General features: G+C 43.3%; 9 protein-coding genes. 2 read left to right on the top strand and 7 right to left on the bottom strand.

Annotated features, from left to right (window positions below):
* Positions 1-16 precede the first annotated feature (16 nt).
* The 6 genes from cobC to purL form a co-directional block, all read right to left on the bottom strand.
* Positions 17-613: an alpha-ribazole phosphatase family protein gene (gene cobC / locus Q4519_RS04450; protein WP_303509966.1), complete on the bottom strand. Its 597-nt coding sequence runs from the start codon at positions 611-613 to the stop codon at positions 17-19.
* On the bottom strand, positions 598-1,389 hold the full coding sequence (cobS, locus tag Q4519_RS04445) for an adenosylcobinamide-GDP ribazoletransferase (RefSeq protein WP_303509963.1): 792 nt from the start codon (positions 1,387-1,389) through the stop codon (positions 598-600). The genes cobC and cobS overlap by 16 nt, the downstream gene beginning before the upstream one ends.
* Entirely contained in the window at positions 1,382-2,413 is a 1,032-nt protein-coding gene (gene cobT, locus Q4519_RS04440; protein WP_232800333.1) for a nicotinate-nucleotide--dimethylbenzimidazole phosphoribosyltransferase, read from the bottom strand. The genes cobS and cobT overlap by 8 nt, the downstream gene beginning before the upstream one ends.
* 360 nt (positions 2,414-2,773) lie before the next feature.
* On the bottom strand, positions 2,774-4,246 hold the full coding sequence (cls, locus tag Q4519_RS04435) for a cardiolipin synthase (RefSeq protein ID WP_232800332.1): 1,473 nt from the start codon (positions 4,244-4,246) through the stop codon (positions 2,774-2,776).
* Between the two features lie 65 nt (positions 4,247-4,311).
* A complete protein-coding gene (locus Q4519_RS04430) occupies positions 4,312-6,657 on the bottom strand; it encodes a GGDEF domain-containing phosphodiesterase (RefSeq protein ID WP_232800331.1) in 2,346 nt (781 codons plus the stop codon).
* 322 nt (positions 6,658-6,979) lie between these two features.
* Positions 6,980-10,867, bottom strand: coding sequence for a phosphoribosylformylglycinamidine synthase (gene purL / locus Q4519_RS04425; RefSeq protein WP_303509957.1), 3,888 nt, complete (start codon positions 10,865-10,867; stop codon positions 6,980-6,982).
* 253 nt (positions 10,868-11,120) lie between these two features.
* Between purL and mltF the strand changes: the two genes are divergently transcribed.
* Positions 11,121-12,638: a membrane-bound lytic murein transglycosylase MltF gene (mltF, locus tag Q4519_RS04420; RefSeq protein WP_303509954.1), complete on the top strand. Its 1,518-nt coding sequence runs from the start codon at positions 11,121-11,123 to the stop codon at positions 12,636-12,638.
* Here mltF and tadA read toward each other — a convergent pair.
* On the bottom strand, positions 12,635-13,144 hold the full coding sequence (gene tadA / locus Q4519_RS04415) for a tRNA adenosine(34) deaminase TadA (RefSeq protein ID WP_303509950.1): 510 nt from the start codon (positions 13,142-13,144) through the stop codon (positions 12,635-12,637). The two genes, mltF and tadA, sit on opposite strands and share 4 nt — an antisense overlap.
* A 148-nt stretch (positions 13,145-13,292) precedes the next feature.
* Between tadA and Q4519_RS04410 the strand changes: the two genes are divergently transcribed.
* A complete protein-coding gene (locus Q4519_RS04410) occupies positions 13,293-15,221 on the top strand; it encodes a methyl-accepting chemotaxis protein (protein ID WP_303509947.1) in 1,929 nt (642 codons plus the stop codon).
* Positions 15,222-15,469 lie beyond the last annotated feature (248 nt).

Below are 15,469 nucleotides of genomic sequence, written 5' to 3'. Positions count from 1 at the left end.
ATTGGATTGCCCTGACTTAGGTGCAATCCGGCTTTTTGTCAGGCAAGCGATTAAGGTAGTCAAGCCTGCAATATTTGCCTTGGCAAATAACCTTAGTGACAGAGCCATAAGCCAAACCAAGTTGTACGCTATTTTCAAGGGGGATCCCCAGTAAAGAAGCAACAATGGAGCGGATCACGCCAGCGTGAGTAACGATCACTATCTTACTATCGACATTATCCTTGCTATTACAAAGCGCGAACCAAGCTTTTACTACGCGTTGATGAAACACCTCTAAGCTCTCGCCATTGGGTAAACGGTGGTGAACAAGGTTGTCATTCCATTGTTCGATATCACCTTTCTCGATATCACACCATAAACGCCCTTCCCAATCACCAAAGTCAAACTCTGACCAACTGGGCTCAATTAACGGCGTTGTCGTCAACTTTTGCGCAAGTAATAAGCAACGTTGTGCCGGACTTGAATAAACTTGATTTGGCGACATATTTCTAACGAGCGCTTCAAGTGGTTTTGCTTGCTCAGCAAAATCAACACTAAGGGGTAAATCTAAACGCCCATAGCAAGTGCCCACAGCTACATCGGGCTGCGTGTGACGTATTAGATAACATTCCATACTGATGCTCCCAATACCAAGTACACCAGCACTTCAGTTATTTGCTGGCTGGCGCCTAAACAATCTCCAGTAATCCCCCCTAAGACTCTGTTAAACCAGTAACGTAATGCAAAAAAAGTGACCACCAACAATGCGATGGTAACCATAATGACTTCTCCTGCTAGCCAATACAACGGAAGAGCAGCCAGCACAGCAGCCACGAATAACTCCCCAATTGACAACCCTAACTGTGTTTGGCCTATTTTACTGTCAGATTGTTCCCGTACATAAGGAAGCGATGCCATTAATAGTAGCGGTACGAAACGACTCACACTGTGACCCACCCAAACGCTAAGTAAGATATCAGGTACACTCAACAGCGCCTGATGCTTCAGTAATAGCAGCAAACATAAGCCAACACTGGCATAAGTACCCACCCGAGAGTCCTTCATGATGGTCATAATGGCTTGTTTGCCGTAACCACCACCAAAGCCATCACAAGTGTCTGCAAAACCATCTTCGTGAAATGCACCTGTTAACCAGATAGTCGCCACCATCGAGCAAATTACCGCAATGGACTCACTCAGCACTAAACTCGCGAACCAGTAGACTAAACAAGCAACGGCCGCAACCAACCAACCTACTAACGGAAAATATACATTCCCTTTAACCAGATCTTGCCCGTTAAATGTCATACCTTTTGGCCAAGGTATTCGGGTATAAAATGTCAACGCATGAATAAATCGACGCCATTGCCCAACTAAAAAAAAGGGCTTAGGCGCAGAGACATCAGGCATGGTCGACACCTGCTGAATCAAAGGAAGCCATTTCGTTGACAAAAGATATGGCCGATACTAATAATGGATAAGCCACAGCAACACCAGAGCCTTCACCTAATCGCATATCAAGATCAAGTAGAGCCTCAACCCCCATAGCCTTAAGCATTTTTTTATGGCCCTGCTCTTTTGATTTATGGCAAAAAACGGCGTAGTCAATAAAATTCCCATCCATTTTACTCGCCATTAAAGCAGCACTGGTGGCAATAAAGCCATCTACAAGCACCAACATTCTTAGCTCTGCCGCTTTGAGCATAGCGCCACACATCATAACAATTTCAAAGCCGCCAAATTCAGCCAAAATTTGTTGTGGCGAAAGCTTGTTACCTTTAATTCTTTTAAGGGCTTTTTGAATAACTTTAGCCTTATGCTCTACCGCCGTTTTTTCTAAGCCTGTGCCACGACCAGCACATTCAGTTGCGCTCAATCCTAACGTCACAGCCATTAACGCAGCGGCCGACGTGGTGTTACCTATCCCCATTTCGCCAAAACCAATAACATTCGCACCGCGTTTATGGCGATCGTCAACTAATTCAGCCCCCTTAGTTAACGCTTGTTCGCATTGCGCCATAGTCATAGCCGCCTGAGTAACAAAGTTTTGTGTCCCCTTGGCAATCGACGCATTAATTAACACACTATCTTCTGGCAACTCACCATTTACTCCCGCATTAACCACGCGAAATTCAATGCCGTGTTGGCGACAAAAACAATTAATTGCCGCACCACCTTGAATAAAATTAAGCACCATTTGCTGTGTTACCCCTTGAGGAAACAAGCTTATCCCTTCCGCAACGACACCATGATCGGCAGCAAAAACCAACATTTGTGGCTGCGATAAATTAGGCTTTAATGTCTGCTGAATACGACAAATTTGCAAAGCAAGGGATTCAAGTTTACCTAAACTACCAAGGGGTTTAGTTTTGTTATCGAGGCAATGTTGAATTTCAGTATCAAGCTGTTGATTTAACGCAGGGATTGTAAACATAGCGAATTTCAGATGAGAATAAAGCCGCTTACTATAGCCTAGCAACGAAGAAAAAACAGTGACAAATCACAATCCCACGGTGAAAGCGCCTAGCGGATCGAAAAAATTCTCTCTTCACGGCTAAAAAATGATCTTTAATCGGAATTAATCCAAGAAAAATTAACAACAAACTTCAGTTTAAAAAGTAACGCAACTGACATTACTTTCTTTCACTTTTGCTCTGTTTAAACCAACCAATATAATGAATGGAACACTTTTATCTCGATATTTCGATTTCAGGAATGAAAATGCCAAGGAACATATTCACCACGTTTTGGTGAGAGCAAGCATGCTGTTTTGGTTATGTCGAGCTGGGATTATTTACAAAATAGGGCTAAATAAATAAAAAACATTCTCCCAAAAACGCCTAATACGCGAACGCTGCCGCCACTGATTAAGCGTTAATTTTTCTGACGCGAGCATGTACTGTAATTGCAGGTTCAAAACCCGCCCAGCAAACTCAGCATCATCCACTAGCATAGTCACTTCAAAATTTAGCCAAAAACTGCGTCGATCAAGGTTCACCGTTCCCACCAGTGCTACCACTTCATCAACCACAATGCTTTTTGTATGTAATAGGCCACCATGAAACTTGTATATTTCAACGCCCGCAGCTAATAGCTCGTCATAAAATGCACTAGCGGCATATTTCACCATTAATGAATCATTCAGTGCCGGTAAAATAATTTTAACCTGTACACCGCGATGGGCCGCGGCCTGTAAGGCCTTATGCAAACTATCATCGGGAACAAAATAAGGCGTTGTTAGTACCAAACTGTGCTTGGCTTGATAAACACAGGTCAGCAGTAATTGATGAATACAGTCACCGCCGGGGAATGGACCTGAAGGGATCAACTGCACGCGGTCGCCGCAACCACCATGTAATGTGTCTTGCGTGCCAAAGGGAGTTAACAGCCGTTCGCCCGTTTCCATCTCCCAATCCCACTGCAATAAAGATGTAATCAAAGCAACGGCTGGCCCTTGTACCCGAACCATCACATCAATCCATTCACCTAAGCCTGCATCTTGTTTAAAAAAACGAGGATCAACAATATTCATACTGCCGGTATAAGCAATCCGCTCATCAATACAGACCAATTTACGATGCATGCGCAAATCTTGTCGCTGAAAAAACATCCTCAATGGGCCACTTTTTAACACCTCAACTAACTGTACCCCTGCAGCGCGCAACTCATCAGGGAGTTCAGAATCAAAAAAAGCACGGCTACCAACAGAATCTAATAACAGTTTACAATCTACCCCACGTTTGGCTGCATTACCTAATGCATCTGCAAGCTGGTCAGAAAAACCACCTAAATGCCAGATATAAAATTCCATCATACAGCTGTGCTCGGCCTGATTAACCTGCTCAATCAGTTCAAGCAAAATAGTATCTGTTGTATCCAGTAGCGTTAAATGATTGCCCGCAATACTGGGCATTCCCAACAAGCCTTCAATTAAATCATGCATGGGCTTGGCTGTATCGCTCACCTCAAGGGCACGGGCAGACTGGTTTTCACGAAAAGTTTCAATGGCTAATTTAAAAGGTGAAAACATGTGTGTCGCGCGCTGCGCACGTTTTTTTCCCAGGTTTAATTCACCAAACAAGAAATAAAAGCCAACACCGGCAAAAGGTAATGCATAAATAATTGCTAGCCAAGATAATGAAATACCAATTTCTCGGCGTTTCATGATGACGCGTAAGGAAACAGAAATGATGATCAAGGTATGGAGTAACACTAAGCTCCAAGCTAGCACGTCACGCCAAACGTAATTAATCCATTCACTTAACATGATAACCCTAAAGGCATAATTTAGATTACATAATCATACCTTCAGAGCGCGCCGTCAAGTAAGCCTTAACGACGACAACGCAAGAAAAATGCAGCTTTTGCTTTGCGCATTGGTTTTGAAACATGAAAGCCTTGCACTAAATGACAACCCAAGTCAGACACGTACTCTACTTGCATATCGGTTTCAGTGCCTTCGGCTACAACATCAATACCGAGATTATCTCCCAGCGAAACAATTGATTTAATGATGGCTTTTTCTATCGGGTCGACATGAGCATGACGAATAAAATCTTGCGCTATTTTGATTTTATCGACATGAACTCTCTTCATATTATTAAGGGATGAACGGCCAGTTCCAAAGTCATCAATCGCTAAACGCACACCAAGCTTACTCATATTAATCAAATTAGCCCGCACCACGGCCGAATCATCTGATAATACGTCTTCCTGCACCTCAAATTCCAACAAGTGAGCGGCGCAGCCTGTGTCTTTTAAGTAACTCAACACATTACTCATCAAATCGGCTTGCATTAATACACAAAGGGATAAATTCACAGCAACCCGACCAAAGTGTATGCCTTGTTCTTCCCACTCCGCCGCTTGTAAGCATGCTTGTTGGATCACCCATAAGTCGATGTTTGCCATTAACTCACTTTCTTTAGCCACAGACAAAAATGACAATGGCTCTATAATGCCGCTAGTCGGATGATTCCAACGAATTAACCCTTCTACAGCGACCACTTTATTTTTTTTCAAATCAAGTTGAGGTTGGTAATAAAGTTCAAACTCATTGCGTCTTAAAGCAAATCGCAACTCATTTTCTAAGGTAAATTGTCGCTGCGCGGCCAAAGTCAATTCTTCAGTATAAAACTCGTAATAGTTACTTCGATCTTGTTTAACCCTGATCAACGCGGCTTCGGCATTACTGAGTAACGAATCGGCGGTTTCCCCATCATCGGGATAGAGGCTAATACCAATATTGACATTTAAATATACGGCTTGTTCGTCAACAATTAAGCCACAAGATAACTCTCTAGCCAATTTCTTCGCGGCATGAGCAGCATCTTGTTCATGAACCATTTCATCTATCATGATCGCATACTCATCACTACCGAAACGGGCGATCACATCTTTTTCAGAAAATATCTCCGTTAACCTTTTGGCCACTTCTTTCAATACACGGTCACCAAAATTATGACCCAAGTTCTTATTCACTCGACTAAAGCGGTCAAGATCAATATGCATAATGGCAAAACCATGGCCATTACGCCGTGCCCGTTGCACACTGTCTTCGAGGCGATGAACAAAGAACAGGCGGTTACCAAGACCTGTTAAACTGTCATGATATTTAATATATTGCAGCTTTTCCTCTGATTGTTTCAACTCACTTAAATCAGAGAAAGTAGCAACATAGTTAGTGACTGCGTTATTCTTATCTTTGATTGAGCTAATATTCAGCCATTGATGATAATCTTCACCATTCTTACGTCGATTAATAATTTCACCATGCCAATTACCCACACTGTCTAGTTGATGCCAAAATGATTGGTAAAACGCATCATCATGTTTACCCGACTTAAGTAATGCTGGCGTATTACCTAGCGCTTCTTCTTCACTGTAACCAGTAATCAAACTAAAAGCCGGATTAACCGATAAAATAGTGCCCTTTTTATCAGTAATTAGAATCCCTTCTTGAGTATTTTCAAACACAATGGCTGCGCGTTTTAACTTTTTCTCAGCTTTGCGCTTTTCGGTAATATCTCGACCAACACCAATTAACCCTAGTACTTCTCCTTGTTTATCAAAATAAGGGACCTTGTACATATCAATTAAGTGCTTCTCACCGTTGTGATAAGTCAGGGTTTCTTCTGATGTAAGAATTTCACCCGATTCAACCACGTATTTATCTTGCTCTTGACACATTAACGCCTGATTGGGTTCAAAAAAGTCATCATCTGTATGACCTAAAATGGCATATTCAGGCTGACCAGCAAACACTTCAAAAGCCTGATTACAGCCCATAAAACGGCTAGTAGGATCTTTATAAAAGATAAGATCTGGGATAGTGTTTACAGTGGCTTTTAATAAAGAGTGAACATCGTCTAATTGTTTTTTTAGTATGCGGTTTTGCGCCATTAAATCACCAGTGAGCTCTCTCTGAATTAAGTCTAATTGCAGATGAACCAGCTGTGTTTGCTGCTGAGTTTGGCATTTTGATAGCATGTCTTGTTGCTTTGGTGTAACAGGCTTATCAATCAGAATCAGTTGCCAAGCTTGCTGCAACTTTTCTTCAAAATCGTTACTGTTATTCACATCAGAAAAACTAAACAACTCCTGAGTTAGGATTTGTTCTACGAGTTTTTTTGCCGATAAGGCATTATCACCAAAATAAAGAACTGTTTTTAAACTCAAGCAAACCACCTATTATGTTCAAGTGAACAAAACGCTCGCCGATTAGTTTGCTGCCCAAAACAAACCAATCAGACAAAGAACATGAAAACTCAGTTTTAGTAGAATAATTATTAGTACAACTGATATTGAGCTGAGAGCAAGGACTCAAATGAGAACATTATTATGAAAGATAAGCTTCCCAGCAGTTCTAAAATATATATCTAGTTTAATTAAAGTGAGATCAGCATCAAACTCTTGAGCTCGTTTATATTTATTGTTGGGTTACAGGCACAAAAAAAGGCCGAAACATCACTGTTTCAGCCTTAATGCTTAAGTACTAGATTTAACCTATATTAGCACGCGCATTTCTAAACATACGCATCCATGGGCTGTCTTCGCTCCACTCATCTGGGTGCCAAGAGTTGGCTACCGTTCTAAACACACGCTCTGGGTGAGGCATCATGATAGTGACACGACCATCTTGCGTGGTTAAACCTGTAATGCCGTTTGGCGAACCATTCGGGTTCGCGGGGTAGGCTTGTGTCGGTTGACCATAGTTGTCAACAAAACGCAGTGCTACCGTGCCAGATTGCTCTATGGCGGTTAATGCGTCAGCACTGGCTACTTCAACACGACCTTCACCGTGAGAAACAGCGATTGGCATCCGTGAGCCAGCCATACCGCCTAAGAAGATAGACGCGGACTCTTGCACTTCAACCAAACTAAAGCGAGCTTCAAAACGCTCAGAATTATTACGCACAAAACGTGGCCATAACTCTGACCCAGGGATCAACTCTTTTAGGTTTGATAGCATTTGACAACCGTTACACACACCGAGTGCAAAGCTATCATTACGGTTAAAGAAACTTTGGAACTGGTCACGAGCGCGGTCATTAAATAGGATAGATTTAGCCCAACCTTCACCGGCACCGAGTACATCACCGTATGAGAAGCCGCCACATGCCACTAAGCCAGCAAACTGCTCAAGATTGACGTTACCCGCTAAAATGTCACTCATGTGTACATCTACCGCAGAGAAACCAGCGCGATCGAATGCTGCCGCCATCTCTTGATGTGAGTTAACGCCTTGCTCACGCAATATCGCCATTTGCGGCGCAACGCCCTTAACAATGTAAGGCGCAGCGATATCTTCATTGATATCAAAGCTTAACTTAGCCGACAAACCTGGGTCCTTAACGTCCGCTTTGGCGTCAAGCTCTTGCTTAGCGCACTCAGGGTTGTCACGCATGGCTTGCATTTGGTAAGTGGTTTCAGCCCACACCATACGAAGTTCATTACGAGACTCAGTCAGTACCGATTCACCATTACGGGTAAAGCGCACCGTATCGTCGCTATTAAGCGTACCAATTACATGACTATTTGCCGCCAAGCCATGGCCTGCCAACGTCGTTAATACCGCTTCTTTATCGCTGCTACGAACTTGAATCACTGCACCTAATTCTTCACTGTACAGTACCGCTAAATCATCCGAGCCAAGGGCATCAAGTGCTACGTCAACACCGACATGACCGGCAAATGCCATCTCCGCAATAGTGGTGAATAAACCACCGTCACTGCGGTCGTGGTAAGCCAATAGTTTCTTATCGATTACCAAAGATTGGATAGCATCGAAGAAACCTTTTAGCAATGCAGGGCTATCAACATCTGGTACGTCGTTACCAAGCTGTTTGTACACCTGTGCTAGTGAAGAGGCGCCAAGACGGTTTTTGCCGTTGCCTAAGTCGATAAGGATCAGCTCGCTGTCACCTTTATCAGTGCGCAATTCAGGAGTGACTGTATCGCGAATATCTTCAACGCGAGCAAACGCTGTGATCACAAGTGACAATGGTGAGGTCACTTCTTTCGCCTCTCCGTCCTGCTCCCACTTAGTCTTCATCGACATCGAGTCTTTGCCTACTGGGATAGTAATATCTAGCTCAGGACACAACTCTTCACCGACCGCTTTCACCGCTTCATAAAGGCCGGCATCTTCACCCGGGTGACCCGCTGCCGCCATCCAGTTAGCAGATAGCTTAAGACGGTTTAGCTCACCAATATTGGTTGCTGCGATGTTAGTGATGGCTTCTGCCACCGCTAAACGCGCAGAGGCGCCAAAGTTAAGTAACGCAACTGGCGTACGCTCACCTAATGACATCGCTTCACCGGTATATGTATCGTAGCTACTTGCCGTCACGGCGCAGTTAGCTACCGGAATTTGCCAAGGGCCAACCATTTGGTCACGTGCCACTAGACCCGTTACCGTGCGGTCACCAATAGTAATAAGGAAGGTTTTCTCAGCAATAGAAGGCAAACGCAGTAAACGATGCGCCGCATCTTTTACTGTAATACCGGAAGTATCTAATTCCTTACCTTGCGCTTTCGCACTTTTCACATCGCGGTGCATTTTCGGCGCTTTACCTAACAACACATCCATCGGTAAATCGATTGGTTTGTTGTTAAAGTGATCATCATTTAGGGTTAAGTGCAGCTCTTCGGTTGCTTCACCTAATACCGCAAACGGCGCGCGCTCACGCTTACAAATAGCTTCGAATACTGCCATGTTTTCTGGCTTGATCGCCATTACATAACGCTCTTGCGACTCGTTACACCAAATCGCATGTGGCGCCATGCTTAGCTCATCGTTCGGGATAGCGCGCAGATTAAAGTTACCACCACGGCCGCCGTCATTAACCAGCTCAGGCATTGCATTGGATAAACCGCCCGCGCCCACATCGTGGATAAATTGGATGGGGTTATCATCACCCATCTGCCAACAGCGATCGATCACTTCCTGACAGCGGCGCTCCATTTCTGGGTTTTCACGCTGTACTGACGCAAAATCTAAATCTTCTGCCGATTGCCCCGAGTCCATTGACGATGCCGCGCCGCCACCTAGACCGATATTCATCGCAGGACCGCCCAGCACCACTAGCTTAGCGCCAACTGGAATGTCTTTTTTCTCAACATGCTCTTCACGAATGTTACCTAAACCACCCGCTAACATAATTGGCTTATGGTAACCACGTACTTCAAGGCCATTGTGGCTGTTTACTTGCTCTTCATAAGTACGGAAGTAACCTAAAATATTTGGACGACCAAATTCGTTGTTAAATGCCGCGCCGCCCAATGGGCCTTCTAGCATAATATCCAACGCTGAAACAATGCGACCAGGCTTGCCAAAGTCTGTTTCCCAAGGCTGTTCAAAACCTGGAATGCGTAAGTTAGATACACTAAAACCGACTAAGCCTGCTTTTGGCTTAGAGCCAATACCCGTTGCGCCTTCATCACGAATTTCACCGCCGCTGCCCGTAGCTGCGCCCGGCCAAGGCGAAATAGCCGTTGGATGGTTATGGGTTTCAACCTTCATTAAAATGTGAATATTTTCTTGGTGGTAGTTATATTCACGGCTGTCTACATCTGGGAAGAAGCGACCTGCCTTAGACCCCACCATTACCGCGGCATTGTCTTTATAGGCTGACAATACGTTTTCGCTGTAGTTTTCGTAGGTATTTTTGATCATTTTGAACAGCGACTTTGGCTGCTCGATACCATCGATTGTCCAATCGGCATTAAAAATTTTGTGGCGACAATGCTCAGAGTTAGCTTGCGCAAACATCATTAATTCAATGTCATTTGGATTACGGTTTAACTTAGTGAAGTTTTCAACCAAGTAATCAATTTCGTCTTCCGCTAACGCTAAGCCTAGTTCAACGTTTGCCGTTTCAAGCGCTTGACGGCCACCCGCTAAAATATCAACACTCGACATTTCACCTGGCTGCGCTTGTACAAACAGCTTGTCTGCTTGAGCAAGTTCGTTGAATACGGTTTCCATCATGCGGTCGTGCAATAAGTCAGCAACTTGGCTAAGTTGCTCAGGTGAAACCTCACCTTCTATGTAATAAGCAATGCCGCGCTCTAAACGCTTCACTTTTCTTAAACCACAGTTTTTTGCAATATCGGTCGCTTTCGATGACCAAGGAGAAATGGTACCCGGGCGAGGGGTAATTAAGACAAGCTGGCCAATTGGCTCGTGCTCTTGAATACTCGGTCCGTAAGTTAATAATTTTGCTAAAACCGATAACTCAGCTTCAGTTAATGATGCCGATACGTCGGCAAAGTGCATGAATTCAGCGTAAATATTGGTTACAGGCAGTTGTGAATCAACGCAGTTTTTCAGTAACTGGTTCACTCTGAAAGCTGACAGTGCAGGTGCACCTCGCAAAATTTCCATCAACATCTCTCACTCTTATTGTGTGGGTGGGGTTTGAATCGCGCGTATTATAGAGAAAAGGAGAAGACAAGGCTATACAACAGATGAGATAAGAAGCTGTTGAGATGACCTCACCACCTACATAAGATAAAACAAAAATCAAATAACAGTGACATAAGCTACTCACTTCGCAGCTTTATTTTGATTCTAATGACTCAGATAGTTATAGCTGGTATAAATAGTTTGATTTTGGTTATTAAGGCAGTTCTAACGTTTGAAAAACAACTCTTCTATTACATGTTTATTGTTGCTAGCCCTGAGTCTATTCATGAGTGGCTGTGAGCCTTTGCAAGACTTTAGTCAATTGCAACAAATACAACAACGCGGCGTGCTGCGCGTGGGCACCTTAAACACCCCTGTCAGTTATGTTTATGTTGGTGATACGTTATCAGGTATGGATTACGAGTTAGCCAATGATTTTGCCAACCACTTAGGGGTGCGCCTTGATATGTCCCCCGCCTATTCATTGACTGAATTATTTAATGAGTTAGATAACGGCAACATCGATTTTATTGCTGCAGGGTTAACCTTAACACCAGAGCGCGCCGAAAAATATCGCAGTGCTCCGCCATTTTATAATGTCTCGCGTACCTTAGTTTATCGTCAGGGCAGCAATAAACCTAAAGACTTTTCTGAAGTGGATGACCCTATTTTAGTATTGAAAGACTCCGGCCCAGAGGAACTGCTCAAACAGCGCAAAATTCAATACCCCACCTTAGATTGGATTGCGACTGACGATGAAGATCCAATGGTAATACTGCGCATGGTGGCAGACGGCGAAGCAACTTATGCCATGGTAGATGATAAAGTGCTCGCGCGAGCACAGCGATATTACCCCAGTTTAGCTGAAGCCTTTACCCTAGAAAAACAGCTTCCCGTTGCTTGGATGTTAAAGAAAGGTATTGACGATAGTTTGTATTCCGCTCTGATTGAGTTTATTGGTAGTAACCATCAATCAGGCCATGTTGCCAAATTAATTGAGCGTTATTTTGGTCATATTGAAAAATTTGATTTTGTGGATGCCCGCAGCTTTTTACAACGTGCAAAAACAACCTTACCTCGCTATCGCGAGCTATTTGAAAAATATCAAACAGAGCAATTTGATTGGATTTTGTTAGCTGCTATTAGCTACCAAGAAAGTCACTGGAAACCCAATGCTCGAAGCCCAACGGGTGTTCGAGGCATGATGATGCTAACCAACGACACCGCCGATTTTGTGGGCATAACCAACCGTCTTGATCCCGAGCAAAGTATTGAAGGTGGGGCAAAATACCTCACCTATTTATTAGGCTTAATACCAGATAGCGTGCATAAAGATGAAAAAATTTGGTTTGCACTGGCGGCTTATAATCTTGGCTTTGGTCATTTAATGGATGCGAGGCGACTAACTAAATCGATCGGTAAAGATCAAGACAACTGGGCAGACGTAAAAGATGTATTGCCTTTATTACAACGTAAACAATGGCATCAACGCACGCGATACGGCTATGCACGAGGTGGTGAAGCGCGCCATTATGTTAATAACATTCGCCAATACCAGGAGAGCTTGGTTTGGCTAATTCGTGAGCAAGCCAAAGAAGCATTACTGGCAGAGCAAGCAGCATTACAGGAACAACCGCCAACCTTGAGTGAAGATGCCTCTTCAGCGACAGCGACACTTGAGCAAACGAGCTCAGCGGTTACGTTAGAACAAGCCAGTGCTGCAATCAACACCGAAATAGTAACGCCTTAATTTTCTCCTTTAGCTAACGCCGCTTTTTGCGCTAATTTTAGCGCTTTATGCTCAGCGCGGCGTTGGCGAAAAAACGCGCTTATTTTTTCACTGCACTGTTCGCTTAATACGCCAGCGCAAACGTCCAAATTATGGTTTAACTTGTCACTAGCAACCAAATTAAAAGCGCTACCTGCCGAGCCTGTTTTAGCATCAGCAGCGCCATAAACAAGGCGACCCACACGCCCGTGTACCATCGCCCCTGCACACATAGGGCAAGGCTCTAAGGTAACGTATAAAGTTGTATCTAATAAGCGATAGTTATTGATATTTGTACCGGCTTGGCGCAACGCGATAATTTCAGCATGGGCACATGGATCGTTGAGCGAAATAGACTGATTCCAGCCTTCACCAATCACTTGATTATCTTTAACTAATACTGCACCAACTGGAATTTCACCGACTGCCTGCGCTTTGTCGGCCAGTGATAATGCATGCCGCATCCACTTCTCATCGTCTTCTGACATACCGCCTCCTTGAATCGGCGCATTATGGCTGAAGCTACCTTACGAGGCAATCATTGCGCAACACAGCATAAATTAACAATTCTGATACATTTCGCTAAAATAGCTTGCTAGACTTAGATCTTATACCTTTACCGAATAGGGTCATAGTATGCTCGCGAGATTTAAAAGCCCTCTATTACTGCAAGTTATGCTAGCAGTATTTATTTTGGTCGCCCTACAGACGCTCCTTACTCTAAGCGTGACTAAAAGTAGCATTAACAGCCTAGTGGATAATTTGGCGCTCGAATTTAAAAGCAGCAATCAAAGTACGCAGCAAACTATAGACTTAGCTCAACAAGCCATCGCAAACGCAATGCTCAATAGCACCCAAAAAAGCCAAAGAGCACTCGACACTAGCTTAAATCATGGCCTAAATGAGGCACAAAAAAATATTAGTGATTTGGTCGCTAACCACGCCAAACAAAGTATTCAAGCGCAAGCGACTTTACTCGCTTCCGTCTCTCCTCCATATATTTGGGATAAAGATATTCCCAAACTAACAGAGTTAGTTATCGCTGCTCATCAAAATCCTAAAGTGTTATTTGCCATCTATTTTGACGCACAAGGAAAGTACCTAACTCGGCATATTGACCGCAGCTCAGCCAAAGTGACAGCGTTAATAGAACAAGGCACGGGCAGAAGGAAAATGGATAAACTGATCAGTGGCGCAAAGTTGTCAAAACAGGTTTATATTGCTGAAGCGGATATTAACCCTAAAGGCTCAGTTATTGGCAAGTTCATCATCGCCGTAGATACATCAGAACAAGCACAATTGAATGAAACCTTAGGCCAACAATTCTCTAGCTTAATTGATACCAGTGCAAATGAAGTAGAACAAGTTTTAAACAACGAAGCCAAATTAACACAACAAACCTTAAACTCATCATTGGATAAAGTCCGCGAAGGAAACCAGCAAACGGCCAATAATATCAACCAGGCTGTACAAGATAACGTCGTTAGCTTAATTAACGATCTTTGGGTTATTTTACTGTGTTCAGCTGTCGCATTATTAGTTGCCCTCACCTTTATTATCAGCAACCGTATTTTGTCGAAAATAACCATGCTGACCAGTGCTCTACAAAACCTAGCTCGCGGCGGTGGTGACTTAACACAGAAAATTTCCATTCATTCTAAAGATGAAATCGGTGCTATGGCCCATAGTGTTAATGCTTTCCTAGAGAAAACCCGTAAATTGATAATTGAAGCCAACCTAGCAGCCGATCAAACGGCATCACAAAGCCAGACTATGCAACAAAAATCAGCAAGGGTTTATCAAGCCCTGACTAAACAACAACAGGAAGTTGATGTGGTAGCAAGTGCCATGGTTCAAGTCATGCAAAATATCAATCAAGAAGAAGCCGAAGTACAAAAGGTGATGTCGAGCATTGATCAAGTAAAAACAGACAGTGAACAAAACAATGCAACATCACAACACGTAAAACGATTAATTGAGCAACTAGTTGAACGGGTAAGTCAAACCAACCAAAGAGTCGGCCAATTTGAGCAACTAAGTTTAAAAATTGGCAGTGTACTCGATGTGATCCAAGGCATTGCCGAACAAACAAACCTATTAGCCCTTAATGCGGCCATTGAAGCTGCGCGAGCAGGTGAAACCGGACGAGGCTTTGCCGTGGTTGCTGATGAAGTTCGCACCCTTGCCAGTCGTACACAAAGCTCAACCTTAGAAATTCAACAAAGTATTGAAGCACTACAAACAGAAGCTCGCACTTTAGTGAATGAAATGGAAAGTACCTTTGAACATGCCAATGAAGGTATTAATGAGCTTAATCAAGCAGATGCTCTGCAAGATGCCATTTTCCACTCGATTGCTGAATTATATGAAATGATTGAAAATATCGCGCAATTATCAAAACAGCAAGTTGACGTCACTCATGAAGTAAACCAAAGCACTGAACGAATGCAAGATGCCTGCGCTTCGTCACTGCTTTCTGTTGAACAAGCCAATGAAGTAAGCGAGCAACTTTCTAGCTTATCAGCTAAGTTAAAACAGACCATGTCGCAGTTTAAAGTTGATTAATTTGCAATCAGCGATGAAAAAACGGTGGCCAACACCACCGTTTTCATTTTAGTTTATTGCTTTTTAAGATTATTAATAAGCAGTTTAAACTCTAATAATTCAACCAGTTAAAAACTGAAATATTAAACCATAATTTCCTTGCTTAAAATATTCAGTCATAATTTTTAAGCAAATAACCGGACTTACTCACCCCCATCACAAGGCAGATTAAGGCGATAGGGAACTGGCCAGACTGTTTTTTAATTGAA

The organism is Motilimonas sp. 1_MG-2023, assembly GCF_030547455.1.
Lineage (GTDB): Bacteria > Pseudomonadota > Gammaproteobacteria > Enterobacterales > CBDFNC01 > Motilimonas.
The sequence above is the reverse complement of the archived record's forward strand: the minus strand, read 5'-3'. Positions and strand labels throughout refer to the sequence as shown.

Coding starts and splice junctions, on each gene's coding strand:
- cobC (WP_303509966.1), bottom strand. CDS start 613: ATGGAATGTTATCTAATACGTCACACGCAGCCCGATGTAGCTGTGGGC.
- cobS (WP_303509963.1), bottom strand. CDS start 1,389: ATGCCTGATGTCTCTGCGCCTAAGCCCTTTTTTTTAGTTGGGCAATGG.
- cobT (WP_232800333.1), bottom strand. CDS start 2,413: ATGTTTACAATCCCTGCGTTAAATCAACAGCTTGATACTGAAATTCAA.
- cls (WP_232800332.1), bottom strand. CDS start 4,246: ATGTTAAGTGAATGGATTAATTACGTTTGGCGTGACGTGCTAGCTTGG.
- purL (WP_303509957.1), bottom strand. CDS start 10,867: ATGGAAATTTTGCGAGGTGCACCTGCACTGTCAGCTTTCAGAGTGAAC.
- tadA (WP_303509950.1), bottom strand. CDS start 13,144: ATGTCAGAAGACGATGAGAAGTGGATGCGGCATGCATTATCACTGGCC.
- Q4519_RS04410 (WP_303509947.1), top strand. CDS start 13,293: ATGCTCGCGAGATTTAAAAGCCCTCTATTACTGCAAGTTATGCTAGCA.